The organism is Pedobacter sp. A2324 (genome assembly GCF_059693705.1).
The window spans coordinates 397,374-417,124 of record NZ_JCASSK010000005.1 but is presented as its reverse complement, the minus strand read 5'-3'; the positions used below and the strand labels follow the sequence as shown (position 1 = coordinate 417,124).

Annotated in this window: 21 protein-coding genes; 11 read left to right on the top strand and 10 right to left on the bottom strand. The window is 41.4% G+C overall.

Translation table 11 applies throughout. The features are described from left to right. Positions 1 to 67: 67 nt before the first annotated feature. From AC570I_RS16925 to AC570I_RS16910, 4 genes are all read right to left on the bottom strand, one after another. Positions 68 to 1,102: a glycosylasparaginase gene (locus tag AC570I_RS16925; protein ID WP_497406420.1), complete on the bottom strand. Its 1,035-nt coding sequence runs from the start codon at positions 1,100 to 1,102 to the stop codon at positions 68 to 70. A gap of 141 nt (positions 1,103 to 1,243) precedes the next feature. Further along, on the bottom strand, positions 1,244 to 2,047 hold the full coding sequence (locus tag AC570I_RS16920; RefSeq protein WP_497406419.1) for a nitrilase family protein: 804 nt from the start codon (positions 2,045 to 2,047) through the stop codon (positions 1,244 to 1,246). Between the two features lie 22 nt (positions 2,048 to 2,069). Beyond that, entirely contained in the window at positions 2,070 to 3,215 is a 1,146-nt protein-coding gene (locus AC570I_RS16915; RefSeq protein WP_497406418.1) for a methionine aminotransferase, read from the bottom strand. Positions 3,216 to 3,335: 120 nt separating this feature from the next. After that, a complete protein-coding gene (locus AC570I_RS16910; RefSeq protein WP_497406417.1) occupies positions 3,336 to 4,562 on the bottom strand; it encodes a multidrug effflux MFS transporter in 1,227 nt (408 codons plus the stop codon). Between the two features lie 148 nt (positions 4,563 to 4,710). On the opposite strand from AC570I_RS16910, the gene AC570I_RS16905 reads away from it, so the two are divergent. Then, positions 4,711 to 5,481 carry a queuosine precursor transporter gene (locus AC570I_RS16905; RefSeq protein ID WP_497406416.1) on the top strand — a complete coding sequence of 257 codons (771 nt, stop codon included), beginning with the start codon at positions 4,711 to 4,713 and terminating at the stop codon, positions 5,479 to 5,481. 237 nt (positions 5,482 to 5,718) lie between these two features. On the opposite strand, the gene AC570I_RS16900 is transcribed toward AC570I_RS16905, so the two are convergent. Next, on the bottom strand, positions 5,719 to 5,970 hold the full coding sequence (locus tag AC570I_RS16900; protein ID WP_497406415.1) for a hypothetical protein: 252 nt from the start codon (positions 5,968 to 5,970) through the stop codon (positions 5,719 to 5,721). 45 nt (positions 5,971 to 6,015) lie between these two features. After that, on the bottom strand, positions 6,016 to 6,702 hold the full coding sequence (locus AC570I_RS16895; protein ID WP_497406414.1) for a DUF3291 domain-containing protein: 687 nt from the start codon (positions 6,700 to 6,702) through the stop codon (positions 6,016 to 6,018). An 81-nt stretch (positions 6,703 to 6,783) separates the two neighbouring features. On the opposite strand from AC570I_RS16895, the gene AC570I_RS16890 reads away from it, so the two are divergent. The 8 genes from AC570I_RS16890 (at position 6,784) to AC570I_RS16855 (ending at position 13,036) form a co-directional block, all read left to right on the top strand. Beyond that, positions 6,784 to 7,260, top strand: a complete 477-nt coding sequence (locus AC570I_RS16890) for a GAF domain-containing protein (RefSeq protein ID WP_497406413.1) — start codon at positions 6,784 to 6,786, stop codon at positions 7,258 to 7,260. A gap of 11 nt (positions 7,261 to 7,271) precedes the next feature. Beyond that, entirely contained in the window at positions 7,272 to 7,877 is a 606-nt protein-coding gene (locus AC570I_RS16885; RefSeq protein ID WP_497406412.1) for a DNA-3-methyladenine glycosylase, read from the top strand. Positions 7,878 to 7,927: 50 nt separating this feature from the next. After that, positions 7,928 to 8,416 carry a pyridoxamine 5'-phosphate oxidase family protein gene (locus AC570I_RS16880; RefSeq protein ID WP_497406411.1) on the top strand — a complete coding sequence of 163 codons (489 nt, stop codon included), beginning with the start codon at positions 7,928 to 7,930 and terminating at the stop codon, positions 8,414 to 8,416. Positions 8,417 to 8,481: 65 nt separating this feature from the next. Then, positions 8,482 to 9,777, top strand: coding sequence for a kynureninase (gene kynU, locus AC570I_RS16875; protein WP_497406410.1), 1,296 nt, complete (start codon positions 8,482 to 8,484; stop codon positions 9,775 to 9,777). Between the two features lie 6 nt (positions 9,778 to 9,783). Then, positions 9,784 to 10,644 carry a bestrophin family protein gene (locus AC570I_RS16870; protein ID WP_497406409.1) on the top strand — a complete coding sequence of 287 codons (861 nt, stop codon included), beginning with the start codon at positions 9,784 to 9,786 and terminating at the stop codon, positions 10,642 to 10,644. After that, positions 10,644 to 11,546 (top strand): histone deacetylase family protein, encoded by a 903-nt coding sequence (locus AC570I_RS16865; protein ID WP_497406408.1) that lies wholly within the window; start codon positions 10,644 to 10,646, stop codon positions 11,544 to 11,546. Before AC570I_RS16870 ends, AC570I_RS16865 begins: the two co-directional genes overlap by 1 nt. Positions 11,547 to 11,579: 33 nt before the next feature. Then, positions 11,580 to 12,263, top strand: coding sequence for a pseudouridine synthase (locus AC570I_RS16860; RefSeq protein WP_497406407.1), 684 nt, complete (start codon positions 11,580 to 11,582; stop codon positions 12,261 to 12,263). 38 nt (positions 12,264 to 12,301) lie between these two features. After that, entirely contained in the window at positions 12,302 to 13,036 is a 735-nt protein-coding gene (locus tag AC570I_RS16855; protein ID WP_497406406.1) for a hypothetical protein, read from the top strand. Here the strand turns inward: AC570I_RS16855 and AC570I_RS16850 are convergent. The 3 genes from AC570I_RS16850 to AC570I_RS16840 all read right to left on the bottom strand — a co-directional run bounded on the left by AC570I_RS16850 (position 13,017) and on the right by AC570I_RS16840 (position 15,589). Beyond that, positions 13,017 to 14,396 carry an MATE family efflux transporter gene (locus tag AC570I_RS16850; RefSeq protein ID WP_497406405.1) on the bottom strand — a complete coding sequence of 460 codons (1,380 nt, stop codon included), beginning with the start codon at positions 14,394 to 14,396 and terminating at the stop codon, positions 13,017 to 13,019. The two genes, AC570I_RS16855 and AC570I_RS16850, sit on opposite strands and share 20 nt — an antisense overlap. Positions 14,397 to 14,464: 68 nt before the next feature. Beyond that, positions 14,465 to 15,094 (bottom strand): AlbA family DNA-binding domain-containing protein, encoded by a 630-nt coding sequence (locus AC570I_RS16845; RefSeq protein WP_047800497.1) that lies wholly within the window; start codon positions 15,092 to 15,094, stop codon positions 14,465 to 14,467. 9 nt (positions 15,095 to 15,103) lie between these two features. Further along, on the bottom strand, positions 15,104 to 15,589 hold the full coding sequence (locus AC570I_RS16840) for a PaaI family thioesterase (protein ID WP_497406404.1): 486 nt from the start codon (positions 15,587 to 15,589) through the stop codon (positions 15,104 to 15,106). A gap of 481 nt (positions 15,590 to 16,070) precedes the next feature. Here AC570I_RS16840 and AC570I_RS16835 point away from each other — a divergent pair, with 481 nt between their 5' ends. Next, positions 16,071 to 17,297, top strand: a complete 1,227-nt coding sequence (locus tag AC570I_RS16835) for an MFS transporter (protein WP_497406403.1) — start codon at positions 16,071 to 16,073, stop codon at positions 17,295 to 17,297. Between the two features lie 146 nt (positions 17,298 to 17,443). Next, positions 17,444 to 18,337, top strand: coding sequence for an oxygen-dependent coproporphyrinogen oxidase (gene hemF / locus AC570I_RS16830; protein WP_497406456.1), 894 nt, complete (start codon positions 17,444 to 17,446; stop codon positions 18,335 to 18,337). A gap of 177 nt (positions 18,338 to 18,514) precedes the next feature. Here hemF and AC570I_RS16825 read toward each other — a convergent pair whose 3' ends face one another. Continuing rightward, on the bottom strand, positions 18,515 to 19,663 hold the full coding sequence (locus tag AC570I_RS16825) for a tetratricopeptide repeat protein (RefSeq protein ID WP_497406402.1): 1,149 nt from the start codon (positions 19,661 to 19,663) through the stop codon (positions 18,515 to 18,517). Between the last annotated feature and the right edge of the window lie 88 nt (positions 19,664 to 19,751).

Here is a 19,751-nt window from a genome sequence, read left to right as displayed (position 1 = left end):
TGAGGTGGTAAGCCGCAGTTGTACAGATCAATTCATCATTAATACTCATCACCTGCGGCAAGATATTTTAATAATAACTTTTTCCTTTAATTAACAGGTCCTGTTTTTCGGCATTACAAACAGCATAGCTAAAGCCTTGCTGGATGGCATAAGCGCCATACTCACCTTTTTTATTGATGGCCAGGAAGCCGACCTGAATATTTTTTGCTGTTTCTGGTTTCTTTTTTATGATCCGCATAACGGCTTCTTTACAAGCGGCTTCTGGAGTATATCCCTGACGCATGAGTTCAACTACAAGAAAGGAGCCTACGTTACGCACTACTTCTTCACCAACACCTGTTGACGTTGCGCCGCCAACCTCGTTATCGACATACAAGCCGGCACCGATAATCGGGCTATCGCCAATTCTGCCATGCAGTTTATAGGCCATGCCACTGGTAGTACAGGCACCTGAAATATTTCCCTGGGCATCTATTGCCAGCATTCCGATGGTATCGTGATTGTATTGATTCCCCGGTAGTTTCTGTGGGGCAGCTTTTTCGTACATTTTATTTTCAATATTCATTACAGGCTCGTACTTTGCTGTTTTGAGCCATTCTTTCCATGCCTTTTCGCTTGAAGGGGTTAGCAGGTTTTCTTTTTTGAAACCCTGTTCTAAAGCAAACTGAAGGGCACCATCACCTGCAAGCATGACGTGAGGTGTTTTTTCCATTACCTTACGGGCTACAGATATCGGGTGTTTGATGTGTTCGAGGGCGAGTACGGCACCGCAATTGCCTTGTTCATCCATGATGCAGGCATCCAGGGTAACCTTTCCGTCACGATCGGGCAGACCACCATAACCCACTGACTGGTTTTTTTCATCAGCTTCGGGTACCCAGACGCCTTGCTCTACGGCATCCAGGGCTTTTCCACCTTTTGAAAGTACTTTCCATGCATCGGCATTGGCGGCAATACCGAAGTCCCATGTTGAAATGACAATGGGTAGATTGGCTTTGATGGCTGTTGATCCGGGAAGGGCATCAGCGATACTGGTTTTGTCAATAGCCAGTAATCCTGCTGAAAGGGCAGAGGCCTTTATAAATTTGCGGCGGTTAAACATTGGTGTTATGATAGGGTTTGTTTGTTGTTTTTCGGTTCAATAATTCATTACTTAGTTTGCTGAACTGGTTAATCGTTTAACTAGTCAGACCCATAATCGTTAGGCTAGTGAGTGGTTAATCGTTGGTTTGATCAGAATTACTTAACTGATGGTGAAATGATCTGCATCTTTTAAGAAAGGAAACTGTCGCCTTACCTTTACCAATTCCTCATAATTAATACTGAAGGTATAGAGATCTTCATCTTCAGGTTTATAATAGATGGTACTTCCATAAGGATCGATACACATGGAATGGCCACTGTGGTATATCTGGTTGCCATCGTGCCCTACGCGGTTAACGCCAATTACGTAGCTCTGGTTTTCGATCGCCCTTGCGGGGATCAGTGCTTTCCAGTGTGATGAACGCTTATCAGGCCAGCTGGCAATGAGTAAGAGAATGTCATATTCCTCATTTTGATTTCGTAACCATACCGGGAAACGCAAATCGTAGCAAATTGCCAGTCTTATTTTCCAGCCTTTGAGGGTTACAATCAGTTTATCATGCCCTGCGCTAAAGTTCTCGTCTTCTTCACCCATCCCAAATAAATGGTGCTTATCATATTTCTGATATTCGCCATTTTGCTCCATCCAGATCATCCGGTTATAGTATTGTCCGTTTTCCTTAATAATCAGGCTTCCGGTGACTACGCAATTGTACTGATGGGCCATTTTTTGCATCCACTGCATGGTAAAGCCACCCATCTCTTCGGCGAGGGTTTCGGCGTTCATGCTGAAGCCGCTGTTAAACATTTCAGGTAAAACAATCAGATCCGTTTTTTCACGCACGCCCATAGATAAACGAAGAGTGAGGTTTTGTAAATTCTTCTCGATGTTTTCCCAAAACAGGTAAGCCTGAAAAACAGTAACTTTCAGATTCTCTATTTGAGTGTAAAGAGGTGCTTCCATATGTTTATTTTAACGGGATGAGTTAAACATTCTTTAATTTTTCTGCCGCCTGCAGAAGGGTTGAGTTTTCTTTGGCGAAACAAAATCTTATAATTTTGTGGTCGGTTGATTTCTGGTAAAATGCTGAAACCGGGATGGTGGCCACACCAAATTCTTTGATCAGCCTGATGCTGAAGTCTGTATCTTTTTCATCGCTGAAGTGCGCGTAACTTGCACTCTGAAAATAGGAACCATGGCAGGGCAATAGGTCAAAACGACTTGCGGCCAGCAATCCCCTAAAGTAATTTCGTTTCTCCTCAAAAAATGAAGTGATGCCTGTATAATTTTCCGGATCCTGAAGGTATTCGGCAATGGCTTGCTGCATGGGACTATTAACGCTGAAAACGTTAAATTGGTGTACTTTCCTAAATTCTTTGGTCAGTTTTTCGGGTGCAAGGCAATATCCTAGCTTCCAGCCAGTGGCGTGCAAAAGTTTTCCAAAAGAGGCAACGATGAAACTTCTCTCCCTTAATTCAGGATAAAGCATTACACTTTTGTGCTGCTGGCCATCATAAATCAGGTGTTCATACACTTCATCGCTCAGGATCAAAATGTCTGTTCCGCTGACAAGTTTGATCAGCGCCTGCATATCATCATCAGATAATATGCTACCGGATGGGTTTTGCGGAGAATTCAGAATGATCATCCTGGTATTTGCCGTGAAAAGCTTCTTCACCATATCCCAGTCGATACCATAAGCCGGTGGGGTAAGTTCGTAGGTTTTCACCAGACCTCCGAAAAGTCTTATGGTGGGTGCGTAACAATCGTAGGCAGGCTCAAATATAATGACCTCGTCTCCAGGGTTGATGATAGTGGCAAGGGCGGTAAAAATAGCCTGGGTGCCACCGGCAGTTACAGTCACTTCGGTATCGGGATTATAGCTGATGCCGTACATGTTGTGCACCTTTTGGGTGATAGTCTCCTTCAAAAGGATATTACCTGGCATTGGTGCATATTGATTGAAACCGTCCTTCATGGCTTTATGAACCAGCTCAGTCAATTTGGGGTCGCTGGGGTAATCGGGAAAACCCTGTGATAGATTTATGGCTTTGTGTTCTGCCGCGAGTTTCGACATCACCGAGAAAATGGTGGTGCCTACACCAGGAAGTTTTGATTGTATGTTCAACATGTTATAAGCGAAAGTAGTAAAAAAAGAGAAAGAAGTGGTAGGATGGGGCGCATTTTCACCACCTGAGACATTTTAGAAAACCAAAGATTAGCTTAAAATGACTATTGGGGCAGAAACAGATTAATGACCAACAACGGCTGCATCAGCTGAGGCTGCGACTTCATTTTTGATAAATCTTCTGCCGATGAGAAAACACAATAGAGCAGTGAAAGCAGCAATAGTCATCACCAAGGGCATGGGCACCACTGAATGTTCACTAAATAAACTGACTATTACGGATGCTAAAGCGCCTAAACCCATTTGTGTAGCGCCCATTAAAGCTGATGCGCTACCGGCGTTTTTAGTGAACGGCGCCAGAGACAATGCTGCAGCATTTGGATTAATGAAACCCAAGCAACATAAAAACAGCGCGATAAAGCCAATGGTTGAATATAGGGTTAACCAGTTATTGAAGGCAAAAACCAGGAAAATTAAACTGAAAACACATTGAGCCAATAGTGCCCAGGTTACAATCTGTTTACTGCTGAACCATTTCAAAATCATGCTGTTCAGCTGACTTGAACCGATAAATGCAACAGACAGCAGAGCAAAGATCCAGCCATAGCCCGTTTTACTTACCTCATATATCTTCATGAAAACCGTTGGCGATGAAGAAACATAGGCAAACAAACCAGAGAAGGTAATGGAGCTGATGAGTGCGTAAGTGGAAAACTGTGGCTCCTTTAAAACAGACAAAAAGCTATTGATGATCGGCCTGGGTTTTAAGGAGTAATTTGGATCGGGCTTGTAGCTTTCGGGAAGTTTAAATTTGGAGGCCAGCAGAATAACAATGGCCATAAAGCCGAGAAATACGAATACATATTTCCAACCCAGGGCTGAGATAAGATATCCACCCGCAGTTGGCGCAAGCATAGGGGAAACGGCAATCACGAGCATAAGCGATGCAAAGACCTTTGGACTGTCTTCTACAGAGAAAAGATCGCGAACCATAGCCACAGACGCAACGGCAGTAGCACAACTCCCGATGGCCTGCACAAATCTCAATATGATCAGCTGGTTTACATCGGTAACCGCCAGACACAGAAAAGAAGCGACAATGTATAAGGCCAATCCGAAATATAAGGGTTTCTTCCTTCCATATTTATCTAAAAGGGGTCCATATAGGAGCTGGCCTGCCGATATACCGATAAAAAAACTGGACAGGGACAAGGCAACTATAGATTCTGTACTTTTTAAATCGTTGGCAATGTCGACGAAGCCAGGCAAATACATATCGATAGAAAAAGGACCGAGTGCTGCCAGTGAACCTAATATGAGAATGAGGAAGAAATGTTTTTTCTGAGCCATGTTTGCTAGTTTTGAGCGGCGCAAAGATTGGGAGATTTAACTTCTTAACCTATTTTTATAGTCGAACGATTGTAAAAAGGTCATTGCTTTTAAAAATTAACATTTAAAACCTGAGAATTGAAACGATTTATCTTTAGATTTATGGGCTATGACTTTTAAAACTAAAGAAAGCCGTTTACTTCTCATCCTGGGGAGTTTTTTTGTGGCCAATGCGATCTTATCAGAATTTATTGGCGTCAAATTATTCAGTGTAGAAGAAACCCTTGGTTTTAAAAAGTTCGATATCAACTTATTCGGCGTACCGAATCTTTCGTTTGTAATGTCTGCAGGTGTTTTAACCTGGCCAATCATTTTCATTATGACGGATATTATCAATGAATATTTCGGTGTGAAACAGGTGAGGTTTCTTTCTATACTTACATCAGTGCTGATTGCCTTCGCATTTATAGTGGTTTGGGGATCTATGCATTTAAGTGCTGCAGATTTTTGGGTACACCAGAAAATAAATGGTGAGGACCTGAACATGAACAACGCATTTGCAGGAATTTTTGGTCAGGGGATGTGGATCATTGTTGGGTCGATTATAGCCTTTATTGTTGGGCAACTGGCGGATGTTTTAATTTTTCATAGAATTAAAAGGATAACAGGGGAGCGGGCTTTATGGTTACGGGCAACAGGTTCTACATTGGTATCTCAGCTTATTGATAGCTTTGTGGTTATATTTATTGCTTTCTATCTGAACCCGCAATATCATTACAGCTGGCAAATGGTGGCTGCTATAGGCCTGGTAAACTATACCTACAAATTTATAGTTGCCATCTTAATGACTCCGATCCTATATATTGTTCATGCCATAATTGATGGTTACCTGGGAAAAGATTTAGCCCGGAAATTAATGGATATGGCTGGTCGGGGCTAAGGTATATTTCTATTTAGACAAAAGAAGAAGTAAAAGATATTTGGCGAAAATCAATAGTAGAATATTATTTTGTGCATTTATTTATACTACTATGATCCAGCAGATTAAGAAAAGTCATTTAAAGTATTTTTAGAGAATATTGAATGGCGTTACAACCTTTAATAGCCCTAATCGCAGAATAATATTTTGAACACCAGAATTAAAAACTGAAAATCAGGTAGTTAAAATTGATTACATCTAAAATTGATGTCTTTTATAAGCCGCCGTAAAGTCAGTCCGCATTAATTTAAACCGTTCAATTACCGTGGCAATAAATTCTTCGTCAAGAATCTCGAATACATCATTTACACCGCCACCACTCAGATCAAGTTTGGCTAGTTTGTAGCTTTGCTCAAAAGTACCCTGTTCAAACTTAATGATGAATTTCTGGTTCATGGAAAAGATGGAAATCTTACATTCGGGATGCGGAAGTTCGGCGATGACTCTCATAGTGTTTGATATTGAATTATTGATTGAGTGAATTTGTGAATGGATTTAACTTATTGATTGACCATTTAGCGTACCTGTGCTTTCTATGATAGCAAAACGGGCAAAGAGTTCTTCACTGTACCATTTACGGTCTCTGGTCAGTTTGATCACATCGGAATGATCGAATGATTGATAAGCGTACTTCTTCATGGCTTCTGGGCTTTCCCAAATGGAAAAAGTTGCCTGATCTAAAAATGGGTTTTCACCTATACCGGCAGAAAGTACGAAACCATCAGCTTTACGCATGGCTTCAGCCGCCCTTTTGACGTTACTTCTGAATTCTTTAACCTTCCCCAAATGAATGGCTGCACGGGTGATGACTGCTATTTGACCGGACATCTTCTCTTGATTTTTATCAAATATAAACGGCTGTTTTCCTGACCATTTACCATGAGAAGATAAAGGCTTGAGTAATATCGTAAACTCTTCTGCACCAAATTTACGGAACCATTTAACAGGGAAAGCATGCTGATAAAATTGATCGCAATCGCCGCGGTTCGCCCAGGTGGTGAGCAATGCCCAATGTTTGAAATCGGGCCCGAGATCTACCTGCGCATTTTTACCACTTCCCATGAGTTTCCAAAAACCACATTTACCATTAAGCCACAGTGGCAAACGCAGCAGCGCCATCCCCATGAAAGCAAAGGGTATATAATGGCTTTTGAATCTAGTTATGGTTAATGCTACGATCATATAAGAAATGGAATAAGCGGTCAAAACTAAACAAATTAAGCAGGATAGCAAACTCCCGGTTATTTCTTAACTTTGATGATTATGGCAGAAGATTTAATCATAAACAGAAATACAACAAAAGCGGCGCAATATGAGTCGTTGCTTCCGCAAATTGAGGGACTGCTGCATGGCGAAACGGATTTTGTAGCCAACCTGGCTAACGTTACCGCTGCACTGAAGGAGCAGTTCGGCTGGTTTTGGGTAGGATTTTACCTGGTTAAAGCGGACGAGCTGGTATTGGGTCCGTTTCAGGGGCCCGTGGCCTGTACGAGGATCCAAAAAGGTAAAGGAGTTTGCGGCTCGTCGTGGAATGAGGCTAAAACACTAATCGTTCCAGATGTTGATCTGTTCCCGGGGCATATTGCCTGCGCATCGGCATCAAGATCTGAAATTGTTCTACCGCTTATTAAAGGTCATGAAGTAATCGGCGTGCTGGATGTGGACAGTCAGTTCCTGAACCATTTTGATGAAACAGATCAGACTTATCTTGAACAGGTTATCTCCATTTTACTAAAGTAAAACTATATCAATTGAAACTTTCTGCAGACTATTATTTGAATGAGGATGCTGTAGGTGTAGCGCAGGATTTACTGGGTAAGGTGCTTTTTACGAATATCGATGGTCAGGTTTCTGCCGGAGTTATCGTTGAAACAGAAGCTTATCTTGGAATCCATGACAAAGCTTCACATGCCTACGGTGGGCGTAGAACTAACCGTACAGAAACCATGTATCAAAGCGGAGGAATAGCCTATGTATACCTTTGCTATGGGATGCACCATCTATTCAATGTGATAACGTCAATTGAAGGAGATCCGCACGCGGTTTTGATCAGGGCAATTGAGCCGCTGATTGGCAAGGAATTTATGGAGGAGCGGAGGAATATGCCTGCAACCAAAGCAGCAATATCGTCAGGACCCGGATCGGCAGCTAAAGCATTGGGTATCGACAGGACCTTTAACAAAAAAGATTTATCTGGGGCGGAAGTATGGATTGAAGATCATCAGATTGAATATGGGGAGGAAGATATTGCTGCAACACCACGTGTGGGCATTGCCTATGCGAAAGAGCATGCACTACTGCCCTGGAGATTCTTTGTAAAAGGCAATAAGTTTGTAAGCAAGCCGAATAAGGTTTAGGATCAAACATTTCCTATCCACTCTTGTTATTCATTTAAATACCTCATAAAATGAAAAACGAGAAAAACATATCAATTTTAAAAGAAATGGCAGAGGGTGTCCGCACCTGCATGTTTACTACATTTTCTACTAAAGATGAGTTTGGCAGCAGACCAATGGGCACAGCGAAAATAGAAGACGACGGCAGTATCTGGTTTTATACAAATGAATACTCCCTAAAATCGAAGGAAATTTCTAAAGACAACAACGTGCTGCTCGCCTATAGCGAACCCTCTAAAAACACTTATCTTACCGTAAAAGGGAAAGCTGAGCTGGTGGACGATAAAGTGCGTAAGGAAGCTTATTTCTCGCCTTTTATCAAAGCCTGGTTTCCTGACGGAATTGAAGATCCACGAATGATCTTAATTAAGGTTACCCCCGAAGAAGCAGAATACTGGGATGCATCGTCATCCAAAATCGTGGTTTTATTTAGCATACTAAAAGCAGTAGTCACCGGCGATACCCCGGACATGGGAAAACATGACACATTAAAGTTTTAAACAAAAGATACCCTTTGAAAAGCAGGATTGGCAACAATACCTGCTTTTTTTGTATTATTGGGGCGATGAATTTAGAAAACAATCTGGCCTTTGCCAGAAGCCTGGACCAGGCTGATATATTAAGCGCATTCCGGGACCAGTTTTTATTTCCGAAACAGAAGGGAAAGGATTTTATCTACCTATGCGGTAATTCTTTAGGGCTTCAACCTAAAGTATCTAAAGATGTTTTAGTCAAGCAACTTGACAATTGGGCAAACTACGCGGTTGAAGGCTGGTTTGACGGCGATGAACCCTGGATGTTTTACCACAAAGCACTGAAAAAACTGATGGCGCCGATTGTTGGAGCTTTACCTGCTGAAGTATGTCCGATGAATACGTTGACAGTGAATCTACACTTACTGATGGTCAGTTTTTATCGTCCTACCCAGAAACGTTTCAAGATTATAATGGAGGGTGGTGCTTTTCCATCCGATCAATACGCTATTGAAAGTCAGGTGAGATTTCACGGATTTGACCCGAAAGAAGCGATTATAGAGGTATTTCCAAGGGAAGGCGAGGATAACCTTAGAACAGAAGATATTGTAACGCAAGTCAAAGCGAATGGCAAGGAAATTGCCCTTGTGCTTTTTGGTGGCATAAATTACTACACTGGTCAATGGTATGACATGGAGACTATCACAAAGGCGGGACATTCGGTTGGTGCAATTGTAGGATGGGACCTTGCGCATGCCGCAGGAAATGTACCTGTTAAACTGCATGACTGGGATGTGGATTTCGCCTGCTGGTGTTCATACAAATACCAGAACTCAGGCCCCGGGGGAATCAGCGGGATATTTGTTCATGAGAAGCACTTTGGCAACACGGAACTGAACCGTTTTGCAGGATGGTGGGGATACCAGGAAAATACGCGTTTTAAAATGACCAAAGGTTTTATTCCTGAAGCCGGAGCCGACGGCTGGCAGGTGAGCTGTACCCAGGTGATGCCGATGGCGCTCTACCATGCATCTCTGCAAATTTTTGAGCATGCAGGGTTTATAGCACCATTAAGAACTAAAAGTATTGCTTTAACCCAATATCTAGAATTCATTATAGAACAGGTTAATACAGCAATTGGAACGGAGCAATATAAAATTATCACTCCGAAAGACAGCAGTGCCCGGGGGGCGCAGCTATCCATCATTGCAAAGCAAAAAGGGAAAATGATTTTTGACGGACTGGTTGAAAATCATATTCTGGGAGACTGGCGGGAGCCGGATGTGATTCGTTTAAGCCCAATTCCCCTGTACAATTCTTTTGAGGATATTTACCTGACGGGAGAGGCACTGCTTGCCGTAACAAAAAAAGTATTGAATCTTCAATAACACAAGATGATCAACTATAATCCGAAAGACTGGTTTAATTTTATCTTCCATATCCATAAAGCGGATACTTTCAGAAAACTGTGGCCGCTGATGCTGAGTGTAGCGGCCTTTTCGGGGGTGATTTCGTTTCTGGAACTTCATGTTTTTAAATTATCCAAAAGCGACTACGTAAGCAATATCGGCATGATGCACAGCCTGCTTGGCTTTGTAATTTCGATGCTCTTGGTTTTCAGAACCAATACCTCATATGATCGTTGGTGGGATGGCCGTAAGCTCCTGGGCGCACTAACCAATGTGAGCAGGAATTTTGCGATGAAAATCAAAGCGCTGAAACTTCCTGAAGAGGATACGCGCTTTTTTGAATATGGTATACCCAAATATGCTTTTGCTTTAAAGGAACACTTGCGTGAAAAGAAATACTTTGGAAAGAACAGTTTTCTGATTGAGGTAACTGAAGGGAAACATATCCCTAACCAGATTGCGAGCAGCATGATATCCAGGCTTTACGATTTGACTGCTGCAGGTCACATTTCGCAGGAGCAGCTAATTGTTTTGACTGCTGATGTGAATCAGTTCACGGATATATGTGGTGGCTGTGAACGAATTAAAAATACACCAATCCCTTTTTCTTACAGTGCATTTATCAAGAAATTTATTTTCATTTATGTGCTTACCATTCCAATCGGATGGGTATTCAGTCTGGGTTATTACCTGGTATTAATTGTGCCTTTTATCCTCTATGTATTAGCTAGTTTGGAGCTGATAGCTGAAGAAATAGAAGATCCGTTTGGATACGATGCAAATGACCTGCCTGTGGACACCATTTGCAACAATATTGAGAAACACGTGGAGGAGATTTTAAGTTAATGATTAAGATTGCCTGGCATCCCATTTACGCGCATCCGCTTCCTGAGGGGCATCGGTTTCCGATGTTAAAGTATGAGCTGATTCCTGAACAATTGCTGCATGAGGGAACCGTATCACAGGCACATTTGTTTCAGCCGGGACTTGTTGATGAGGCAACGATCCTGTTGACGCACGAAAAAAACTATTGGGAGCAGCTTCGTGATTTAACATTATCACCTAAAGACCAGCGCAGAACCGGCTTTCCCTTGAGCGCCAAGCTGGTGGAAAGGGAGCTGATGATTGCACAGGGTACGATTGAGGGAGCGAGGTATGCTATGGAAGCTGGAATTGCTTTTAATGTTGCGGGTGGCACCCACCATGCCGGCAGCAATTGGGGTGAGGGATTTTGTTTGCTTAACGACCAGGCAATTGCAGCTAATTACCTGCTGGATAAAAATTTAGCCAAGCGAATCTTAATTATCGATTTAGATGTACATCAGGGAAACGGGACTGCAGAGATCTTTACCACAGAGCCCCGTGTTTTTACGTTTTCCGTACATGGCGACAAAAATTTTCCATTTAGAAAAGAGGTTTCAGATCTGGATGTTCCAATGAATGATGGTATTGAGGATGAGGAATATCTCTCGATTATGGAATGTAATTTGAAAAAAGCATTCGAGCGATCAAAACCGGATTTCGTCTTCTACCTTTCAGGCGTTGATGTGCTGGCCACCGATAAGCTGGGCAAACTCTCGCTAAGCCGAAATGGTTGTAAGGAGCGGGACCGGATTGTTCTTCAGTACTGTAAAACGAAGGGGCTGCCCATGCAAATCAGTATGGGTGGTGGTTATTCGCAAGATATCAAAGATATTGTGGATGCGCACTGTAACACGTACCGGCTGGCTTTTGATTTATTTGAGTAGACTTGATCCCCAAAATATGATTATCTTCGCGGCATGTTGGAAATCGTTTATCAGGATGAGCATTTAATCGCTATTAATAAACCACACGGGCTACTGGTGCATAAATCCTCCATAGCAAAAGACGCTACGGAATTTGCGCTTCAAATGCTACGTGACCAGGTTGGAAGGCATGTTAACCCCACTCACCGAATAGACCGGAAGACGAGCGGGATTTTATTGTTTGCTTTTGATAAAGAAACCGAAATTGCTGTGCAACAGCAATTTATGAATACACAGACGAATAAGAAATATCTGGCCATACTTCGGGGCTACGCACCTGAGGCAATGGATATTGATCATCCGCTGGCGAAGGAGAATGGGACGATGCAAGAGGCATTTACGGCATTTAAAACCTTGCAGCGGGCCGAGATTGATGTTCCCATGGGTAAACATCCCACATCCAGATATTCTCTTGTGGAAGCCAACCCTAAAACCGGCAGAATGCACCAGTTGAGAAGGCATTTTAGTCATATTTTCCATCCCATAATTGGCGACCGAACGCATGGGTGCAATAAGCAAAACAAACTGTTCCTGGAAAAGTGGGACATGACGACGATGTTGCTGCATGCTTCAGAGTTGAGTTTTCTCCATCCGAAGACAGGAGATCAGGTACATATCCAGGCTGATCTTCATGATGAATTTAAAAGGGTGATGGATTTGATGAAAATGAAACTTTAGCACAATTTTTCTCTCGAAATGCTGTTTATAAAACATCTATGAATAAATACTTACGTTTCGCTATTCCGGTATTAGCGCTTTTTGCTTCGGGTTGTTCTTCCGTTTACATGCCCAATGTTCCAAATACACCGATGCTTAGCAAGCAAGGTGAATTTAGTGGTGGCGGACACATTTCATTAAAAGGAAATGCCAGTATTAATGGGGCATATGCTATCTCTGATCATATCGGAATACTTGCCAGTGGCTCTACTATGCAAAGTGAGCGCAGAAGTAAAGATTTTAGCCACAAGCTGATTGAAATTGGCGGAGGTTATTTTGACACCTTTGGGCCGGACAACAACCGGATTATTGAAATTTATGGTGGTGTGGGAAAAGGGTGGAGTGATATTACTAACCGGGACTTTAAAAATGATGTGCTGGTGAGTTCTGAGCTTCAGGAAGTAGACTACCGCAAATCATTTCTGCAGGTGAACTACAGCTCAAAACGTAAAAACAATCTACATCTTTTCGGCAAGGATTTTCCCATCAATTACGGCACAGCTTTAAGGATCAGCCATGTGAAGATGGACAGGTTTTTCGTGAATGGAATTGTACAGCCGAAGGAAGACAATATTTTCTTTGAGCCGATTTTCTTTACCAGAATGGGCCTGAGCAAAAACATTCAGCTACAATATACTACCAGTAGTAATATAGGCCTTAAAAACAGGGATTATATGACTGCAGGTAATTCAATTTTTACAGTTGGTGTAGTGGTTAATGTTGGGGGAAAATAATGGTGTTGCCATTAAGCATTCTTGTTTTATTTTGAAACCTTAGAAAGAGGAGTACCGATGCGGTTAATAATCCTATTGTTAAACCATACCAGATTCCGTTAACGCCTAGTCCAAATTTCAAACCTAACAGGTAACCTACGGGAATACCCACGACCCAATAAGCCAGAAAAGTAATTATTGTTGGGACATTTACGTCTCCGATACCGCGGAGTACACCCAAACCCACAACCTGGGTACCATCGAAAAGCTGAAAGAAACCTGCAATAATGAGCAGTTGTGCTGCAATTTTCACCACACTCAGATCTTCGGTGTATATGAACGGTAAAACCTGATGCGCCAAAACGAATATGATGGCTGTACAGCTCATAAAAAGGAGAATGACATGATAACTTGCAATTGCCGATTTCCGAAGATCGGCGAAATTCTTCTTCCCAAAATTATTCCCGGTTTTGATGGTGGCCGCTGACGCAATGCCGCTTGCGATCATATAAGTCATTGCAGCGAGACTGATGGCAATCTGATGTGCTGCCTGCTCCACTGCACCGATTGTACCGATTAACACGGCAGCGCCGCTAAAAGCGCTAATCTCGAAAGAATACTGCATCGCTACAGGAGCACCAATTTTAATAATCTTCATTGCCCTTAATTTATCAATGAATGTAATTTTAAAACCAGCAAGGTATTTTTTGAAATGTTTTGACCTTAATACATAAATGGCCATTACCGTTGCCATTAAAAGTCTGTCGATTAGCGTACTCAAACCTACACCACTAACGCCCATAGGTTTGATGCCGAACATTCCTTTTACAAATACGATCCCGAGGATAATGTTTACTGCATTACCCCATATAGATACGAACATGGCCTGTTTGGTAAATCCTAGTCCCTCTGCGAATTGCTTAAAAGTCTGGAAAACCAATAGAGGAATAATGGAAACGGAGAGCAGCCCCAGGTAAGGTTTCGCATAAGTAACCACGGCAGGTGTTTGGCCCAGGTGATCGATGATTAGCAGCACTCCAAAGTGGACAAGCATGTAGAGTATAATGCCAACAAATACATTAATGATTAAACTATTGGAAAGCAATCTGCCACATTCCTCATCATTCTGGCGGCCATGTTCCTGGGCAATAAGCGGAGTTAAGCCATAGGAGATCCCTAATCCAATTACCATAATGAGGATGAAAATACTATTTACGAGCGATACGGCAGCAAGCTGTGTTGTATCGGTAAAGTGCCCTACGATAACGCTATCGGCCATATGCACAAGGGTGTGTCCCACTTGTGAGCCGACGATTGGTAGGGCTAAATGTAGATTTTCTTTATAATAAGGTTTATATCTGGAATAGAATTTTGCTAACATAAGCCTGCAAAGGTCGGTTTTTTAAGTATCAAAAAAGGCAGACAGATGTAAGTAAGTTACATTATGGATTATTTTACAGCCGTAAAATACTCTTCTTTTTCTGTAGTGTGGGTTTTAATTACGTTGGTTAAAACGAGGTTGACGAGAATTTTCTGGGCTTTCCTGTATGATAAGCGAAGTAGTTTACTAAACTCCTTCAGCGTGATTTGCTCATTTTTATCCAGGTACTCCAACAATTTCTTTTCGTTTTCAGAGTAGGAGATGAGTACCCCATTGTCTTTATGTTCATTTTTGAGCACCTCGACTATAATTTTGCTTGCCAGCACGCTTTTATCATCAATGCGGATATATGCCCACCATTTTTTTTGATCATCTATTGCATAATGCGGCTTGGTGTCACTTTCGGGAATATTAACGACCAAAACGAGTTTATCATCAACGTAAATCTCTTCAAAAGATGGCTCAATTGCAGGCTTACAACACTGGTGTGCAGCGGTTAGGATCATGTATTTTTCTTCTTCCTCGGATTTTACACCTTTTATCGATCCATCATCAGCCACCCCGATGAGCAATTTACCTCCCTTATTATTGGAAAAGGCAACTAAGCTTTTGGCAATTTTTTCGGTGTTGGTTATGGTTTTCTTAAAATCAAGCCTGACACCTTCGCCCTGCAGAATCAAACTTTTAATACTCGGCATAATTACATATCAATAAGCAACCCTTGGCTCTTCGCCCTGATGCAGGTTCCTGACATAAACTTCGTTCATAACGGTGGCACAAAGCTCACCATTCTTATTTGTGATTTCCATTGGGTAAGCCTTGACAAACTTTCCAACGGTTTTTAAAGCTTCTTCAGCTTCAGCGACCATTGCATCGGTAAGGCGAATGGTAAAGTAAAGATTAGAGCGGCCTGGCTTGAGGTATTGAATGGAAGCGCTTTTGAGCCATACTCTAACTTTAAAACCCCTGCGCTGCATAAGTTGATCGAATAAAAGTGCATAGAAAGGATCTGTAGCAGCATAAATTGTTCCTCCAAAAATAGAGCCGTTGTAGTTTTTATTTAAGAAGCTTTTGCTGATTTTTACTGTACAGCTTCGAAAATCTTCATCAAACTTCTGCACCCAAATGCGCTGAAAGAATAATGGCGGATACAAACGCATTACCCATTTGAGTGTTTTTTGAGAAATCATCATACTTACTAATATCAGAAAGTTTTATCACCTTTTAAAGTTTTGGGGATGATGTTTATGTCATATTTATCGTTCGACTTTATGTCGCAGTTTTATTACCGGATGAACAAAAAATTAAAACCAAATGACACTTAGGTTGTTAAGCAATACAGATAACAATAAAAACTATGAAAAAAATAATTTTAAGTCTTGCTTTTGCTGGTACTTTAATGATTGCCACATCAGCATGCAATTCGTCTAAAAATATGGCTGGTTCATCAGACAGTACTATGACGGATTCGACCACTACCACACCGATGGATACGACAAAAACGACAACGCCTCCTGACACGTCGAAGACGATGCCACCAGACACAACTAAGAAAATGCCTCCAATGTAGGAAATACGAAAACCACTCCCAACCAGGAGTGGTTTTTTATTTTAATAATCTATTTTAAATATTTGCGCTAATTCGTACTTTCAGCGGTTAAACCAAGTATTTAAATGAATTCCAAAACCACCAGCCGAAACGTCATTTTCTTAGTTATTGTAGCCGCCCTTGGTTACTTCGTAGATATCTATGATTTAGTATTATTTTCTGTAGTCAGACTAAAAAGTTTTGCAGACATCGGTGTTTCTCCAGAACAGATGCGAACAGACGGAGAGTATGTAATTAATATGCAGATGTTTGGCCTTTTATTAGGCGGACTATTGTGGGGCATTATCGGTGATAAGTTCGGCCGTATCAAAGTACTTTTTGGTTCTATTTTAATGTATTCGCTGGCGAACATCGCTAATGGTTTTGCTACTGATGTACACAGTTATGCGATTATCCGGTTCATCGCTGGTATCGGCCTTGCGGGTGAGCTGGGTGCCGGTATTACGCTGGTAACGGAAACCATGGACAAAGAAAAAAGGGGATACGGTACGATGGTTGTGGCAGGGATAGGCTTGCTTGGTGCGGCAGCGGCAGCTACAATAGGCAGGCACTTTACCTGGCAAACCTCTTATTTTGTTGGAGGTGGAATGGGATTACTGCTGCTGCTTTTGCGTGTTGGCACCTTTGAATCAGGCATGTTTAAACACGCAGAGCAGAATGAAAACGTATCCAAAGGCAACTTCTTTATGCTTTTTTCTGATCGCAAGCGGTTTTTGAAGTACCTGGCCTGTATATGCCTGGGTTTACCGCTTTGGTTTATTGTAGGTATCCTGGTTACTCAAAGCCCGGAAATAGGCAAAGCGTTGGGTGCGAAAGATGTGCTGAATGCCGGCACCGGTATCATGTACACCTATTTTGGCATCGCTGTTGGCGATGTTGTTTGTGGTTTCCTTGCACAACTACTGAAGTCGCGTAAAAAGACAGTTTTAATTTTCCAGACGCTATCGGTGTTAACCGTTATATTATACCTTACCAGTAAAGACCTTACCGAAAGCAACTTTATTTTGATTTGTTTAGTTATGGGCTTCGCCGTTGGCTATTGGGCCACCTTCGTAACTATTGCTGCCGAGCAGTTTGGAACCAATATCCGTTCGACCGTTACCACAACCGCCCCGAACTTCGTGCGTGGCGCGTTAATTCCGATAACAGTCTTATTCGAATTTTTCGTTCATCAGTATAATATTGTCATTGCCGGCTTTATTTTAATGGCGATCGTAACCGTTATCGCCATGATTTCGGTGGTATCTTTGAAAGAAAGTTTCAATAAAGATTTAAATTACCTGGAAGAATAGGTTTTTATGCGCAATTGGAGATAGTCAACTAAAATTTACCTGTTTGCGAGGCAGTTATTGCTGTGTCAATTAAATGTACTATCTAAATATAAATGAAATTTGGTAGTGGAATAGCTTTAGATTTGTTTTCAGATAGAAGATCAGCGATGTTTAAAGAAGAAGTTGCAGCACGTTACAGGCAAATTCAGGATGAAATTTGCAGAGGATTAGAAATTGCCGACGGCACGGGTAAATTCGAAGAAGAATTATGGGAGAGAACTGGTGGGGGAGGCGGCCGCACCCGTATCATGCAAAACGGGTCAATTATCGAAAAAGGCGGAGTTAATTTTTCAGCTGTTTACGGAAAGCTGCCAGAGGCGATTAAAAAATCTTTTAACGTAACTGAAGACGACTTTTTTGCGACGGGAGTATCCATTGTGATTCACCCAAACCATCCATTGGTGCCGATTATTCACATGAATATTCGGTATTTTGAATTAAATGAGGAAACCCGCTGGTTTGGTGGCGGCATCGATTTAACACCTCATTACGTTTTCGAAAATGATGCACGTTTTTTCCATCACAAATTAAAAAATGCCTGTGACGAATTCAATCCAGATTTCTATCCTAAATTCAAGCAGCATGCTGATGATTATTTTTATATTAAACACCGTGAGGAAACCCGGGGCATTGGTGGAATTTTTTACGACCGGTTAAAACCTGAGCAAACCAATTTATCCTGGGAAGAAATTCTGGATTTTTCTGTCAATATCGGAGAAACATTTTTGCCTATTTATACTGAGCTTATTGATCGAAACCGCGACAAATCGTTTACTGAGATTCAAAAAGACTGGCAATATCAGCGGCGAAGCCGCTATGTGGAATTTAATCTGGTGTATGATTCAGGTACTAAATTTGGACTTGAAACCAATGGCCGGATTGAATCGATTTTAATGAGTTTGCCGCCGCAAGCCAATTGGGGTTACAATGTACAACCAGCTGTTGCTTCTGAAGAATACAAAACACTGCAACTGCTTAAAAAGGGAATCAACTGGATTTAAGTTTGCAATAAGAATATACACGAAACAGCCGGTTAACGATTATGTGGTAGCCGGCTGTTTGTATTTTATGGCGAAAGCCCTCCTTTCATATAATATATTATAAGGACTCATAATTAACATTATGTTAAGTTGATTACTATCAACCCCACTCTTTTGAGTCGGTGAGTTTAATTAAATTTAAAGTTCCTGTAATTTCCGGTTAAGCTCCTGCACTTTATCGGTAGCTTTTTTCCTGGTATAGATTTCGATAAGCAACTGAACAGTTTTCTTATCGTTGGGATTGATTTCATTGGCACGTTGCAAAGCATATTGTGCCTGATCAATGAGTCCGTTGTATTTTGTAGCCTTGTCAGCTTCGCTTTTCTTTAGCGTTTCATTAGCTGAATTGATATACGCCAGGCTTAACTGGTATAGCGCGTCAAAATAATTCTGATCACTGGATAAAGCTTTATCATAAGCCAATATTGCGGTGGAGTTGTTTCCTCCGTACTGTTGCAGGTAACCATACAAGAAATAAAGCAGTTTATTTCCTTTTTCTACTTTTAAGTTATTTTCAATTAAACCCTGGGCTTTACTGAAATTTTCGGTATCCAATAACAAATTAATGTAATCATTGGTAAGTAAACGGTTGTAAGAGTTTAGGGCCAGGCCGTCTTCCAGTGTTCTGATTGCAGTTTCATTTTCAGACTTAACTACATACATTTGTGCCATTTTCTGGAATACCGTTGCGTTTCTTATTCCATTTTCTTTAGCTCTTTTGAAGTAATTTAATGCTTCATCGTAAGCCTGTATCTGATACGCACAGATTGCGGTATTTAAAGCCAGAGTTGTATCTGCTGGAAAGCTATCACTTACCTCTTTTAAATCGGTAAATGCCTCTTTAAAGTCGTTTGCAAAATAGGACTCATTGGCCTTATATTGCTTTTTAATGAGGATATTATGGCGAGAGGCTTTAATGAGTCCAGAATTGTCGTCGAATTTATCTAAAGATTTTGCTTTATTAATGGCCTCGATTGCGGCATCGTAGAATTTGTTTGAGTTGGCTGCATCAGTATCAATTAGTGCGGCAAATGATGTTAAGTAAGATTTGATAGACCACGTTTCAGACCACTTCATTGTTTTACTGTCCTTCTCTGCAGATTCAATTGCTTTCAATCCATCTGAAACAATACTGAGCTGTTTTTTTGAATCTTCCTTATTGGCGATAGATGCCTGTAGTTTGCCCACTGAGTTTCGTGCAATAAGAATCTGGCTCTTTTGAGCCATCACTGCCTGGGAGGATAAAAATAAGACTGCCGCAACTGCTGTTTTAAAGGAATTTTGCATATCGTACTGAAATAGGTAAAATCTTAATAAACTATAAAAATAGACATAAAAAAAAGAGCTCCGAAATTTCGGAGCTCTTTTTTTGACT

Bases quoted from the DNA above. Each gene is read 5' to 3' on its own strand.
- AC570I_RS16925 (WP_497406420.1), bottom strand. From the start codon at position 1,102: ATGTTTAACCGCCGCAAATTTATAAAGGCCTCTGCCCTTTCAGCAGGA.
- AC570I_RS16920 (WP_497406419.1), bottom strand. From the start codon at position 2,047: ATGGAAGCACCTCTTTACACTCAAATAGAGAATCTGAAAGTTACTGTT.
- AC570I_RS16915 (WP_497406418.1), bottom strand. From the start codon at position 3,215: ATGTTGAACATACAATCAAAACTTCCTGGTGTAGGCACCACCATTTTC.
- AC570I_RS16910 (WP_497406417.1), bottom strand. From the start codon at position 4,562: ATGGCTCAGAAAAAACATTTCTTCCTCATTCTCATATTAGGTTCACTG.
- AC570I_RS16905 (WP_497406416.1), top strand. From the start codon at position 4,711: ATGACTTTTAAAACTAAAGAAAGCCGTTTACTTCTCATCCTGGGGAGT.
- AC570I_RS16900 (WP_497406415.1), bottom strand. From the start codon at position 5,970: ATGAGAGTCATCGCCGAACTTCCGCATCCCGAATGTAAGATTTCCATC.
- AC570I_RS16895 (WP_497406414.1), bottom strand. From the start codon at position 6,702: ATGATCGTAGCATTAACCATAACTAGATTCAAAAGCCATTATATACCC.
- AC570I_RS16890 (WP_497406413.1), top strand. From the start codon at position 6,784: ATGGCAGAAGATTTAATCATAAACAGAAATACAACAAAAGCGGCGCAA.
- AC570I_RS16880 (WP_497406411.1), top strand. From the start codon at position 7,928: ATGAAAAACGAGAAAAACATATCAATTTTAAAAGAAATGGCAGAGGGT.
- kynU (WP_497406410.1), top strand. From the start codon at position 8,482: ATGAATTTAGAAAACAATCTGGCCTTTGCCAGAAGCCTGGACCAGGCT.
- AC570I_RS16870 (WP_497406409.1), top strand. From the start codon at position 9,784: ATGATCAACTATAATCCGAAAGACTGGTTTAATTTTATCTTCCATATC.
- AC570I_RS16865 (WP_497406408.1), top strand. From the start codon at position 10,644: ATGATTAAGATTGCCTGGCATCCCATTTACGCGCATCCGCTTCCTGAG.
- AC570I_RS16860 (WP_497406407.1), top strand. From the start codon at position 11,580: ATGTTGGAAATCGTTTATCAGGATGAGCATTTAATCGCTATTAATAAA.
- AC570I_RS16855 (WP_497406406.1), top strand. From the start codon at position 12,302: ATGAATAAATACTTACGTTTCGCTATTCCGGTATTAGCGCTTTTTGCT.
- AC570I_RS16850 (WP_497406405.1), bottom strand. From the start codon at position 14,396: ATGTTAGCAAAATTCTATTCCAGATATAAACCTTATTATAAAGAAAAT.
- AC570I_RS16845 (WP_047800497.1), bottom strand. From the start codon at position 15,094: ATGCCGAGTATTAAAAGTTTGATTCTGCAGGGCGAAGGTGTCAGGCTT.
- AC570I_RS16840 (WP_497406404.1), bottom strand. From the start codon at position 15,589: ATGATGATTTCTCAAAAAACACTCAAATGGGTAATGCGTTTGTATCCG.
- AC570I_RS16835 (WP_497406403.1), top strand. From the start codon at position 16,071: ATGAATTCCAAAACCACCAGCCGAAACGTCATTTTCTTAGTTATTGTA.
- hemF (WP_497406456.1), top strand. From the start codon at position 17,444: ATGTTTAAAGAAGAAGTTGCAGCACGTTACAGGCAAATTCAGGATGAA.
- AC570I_RS16825 (WP_497406402.1), bottom strand. From the start codon at position 19,663: ATGCAAAATTCCTTTAAAACAGCAGTTGCGGCAGTCTTATTTTTATCC.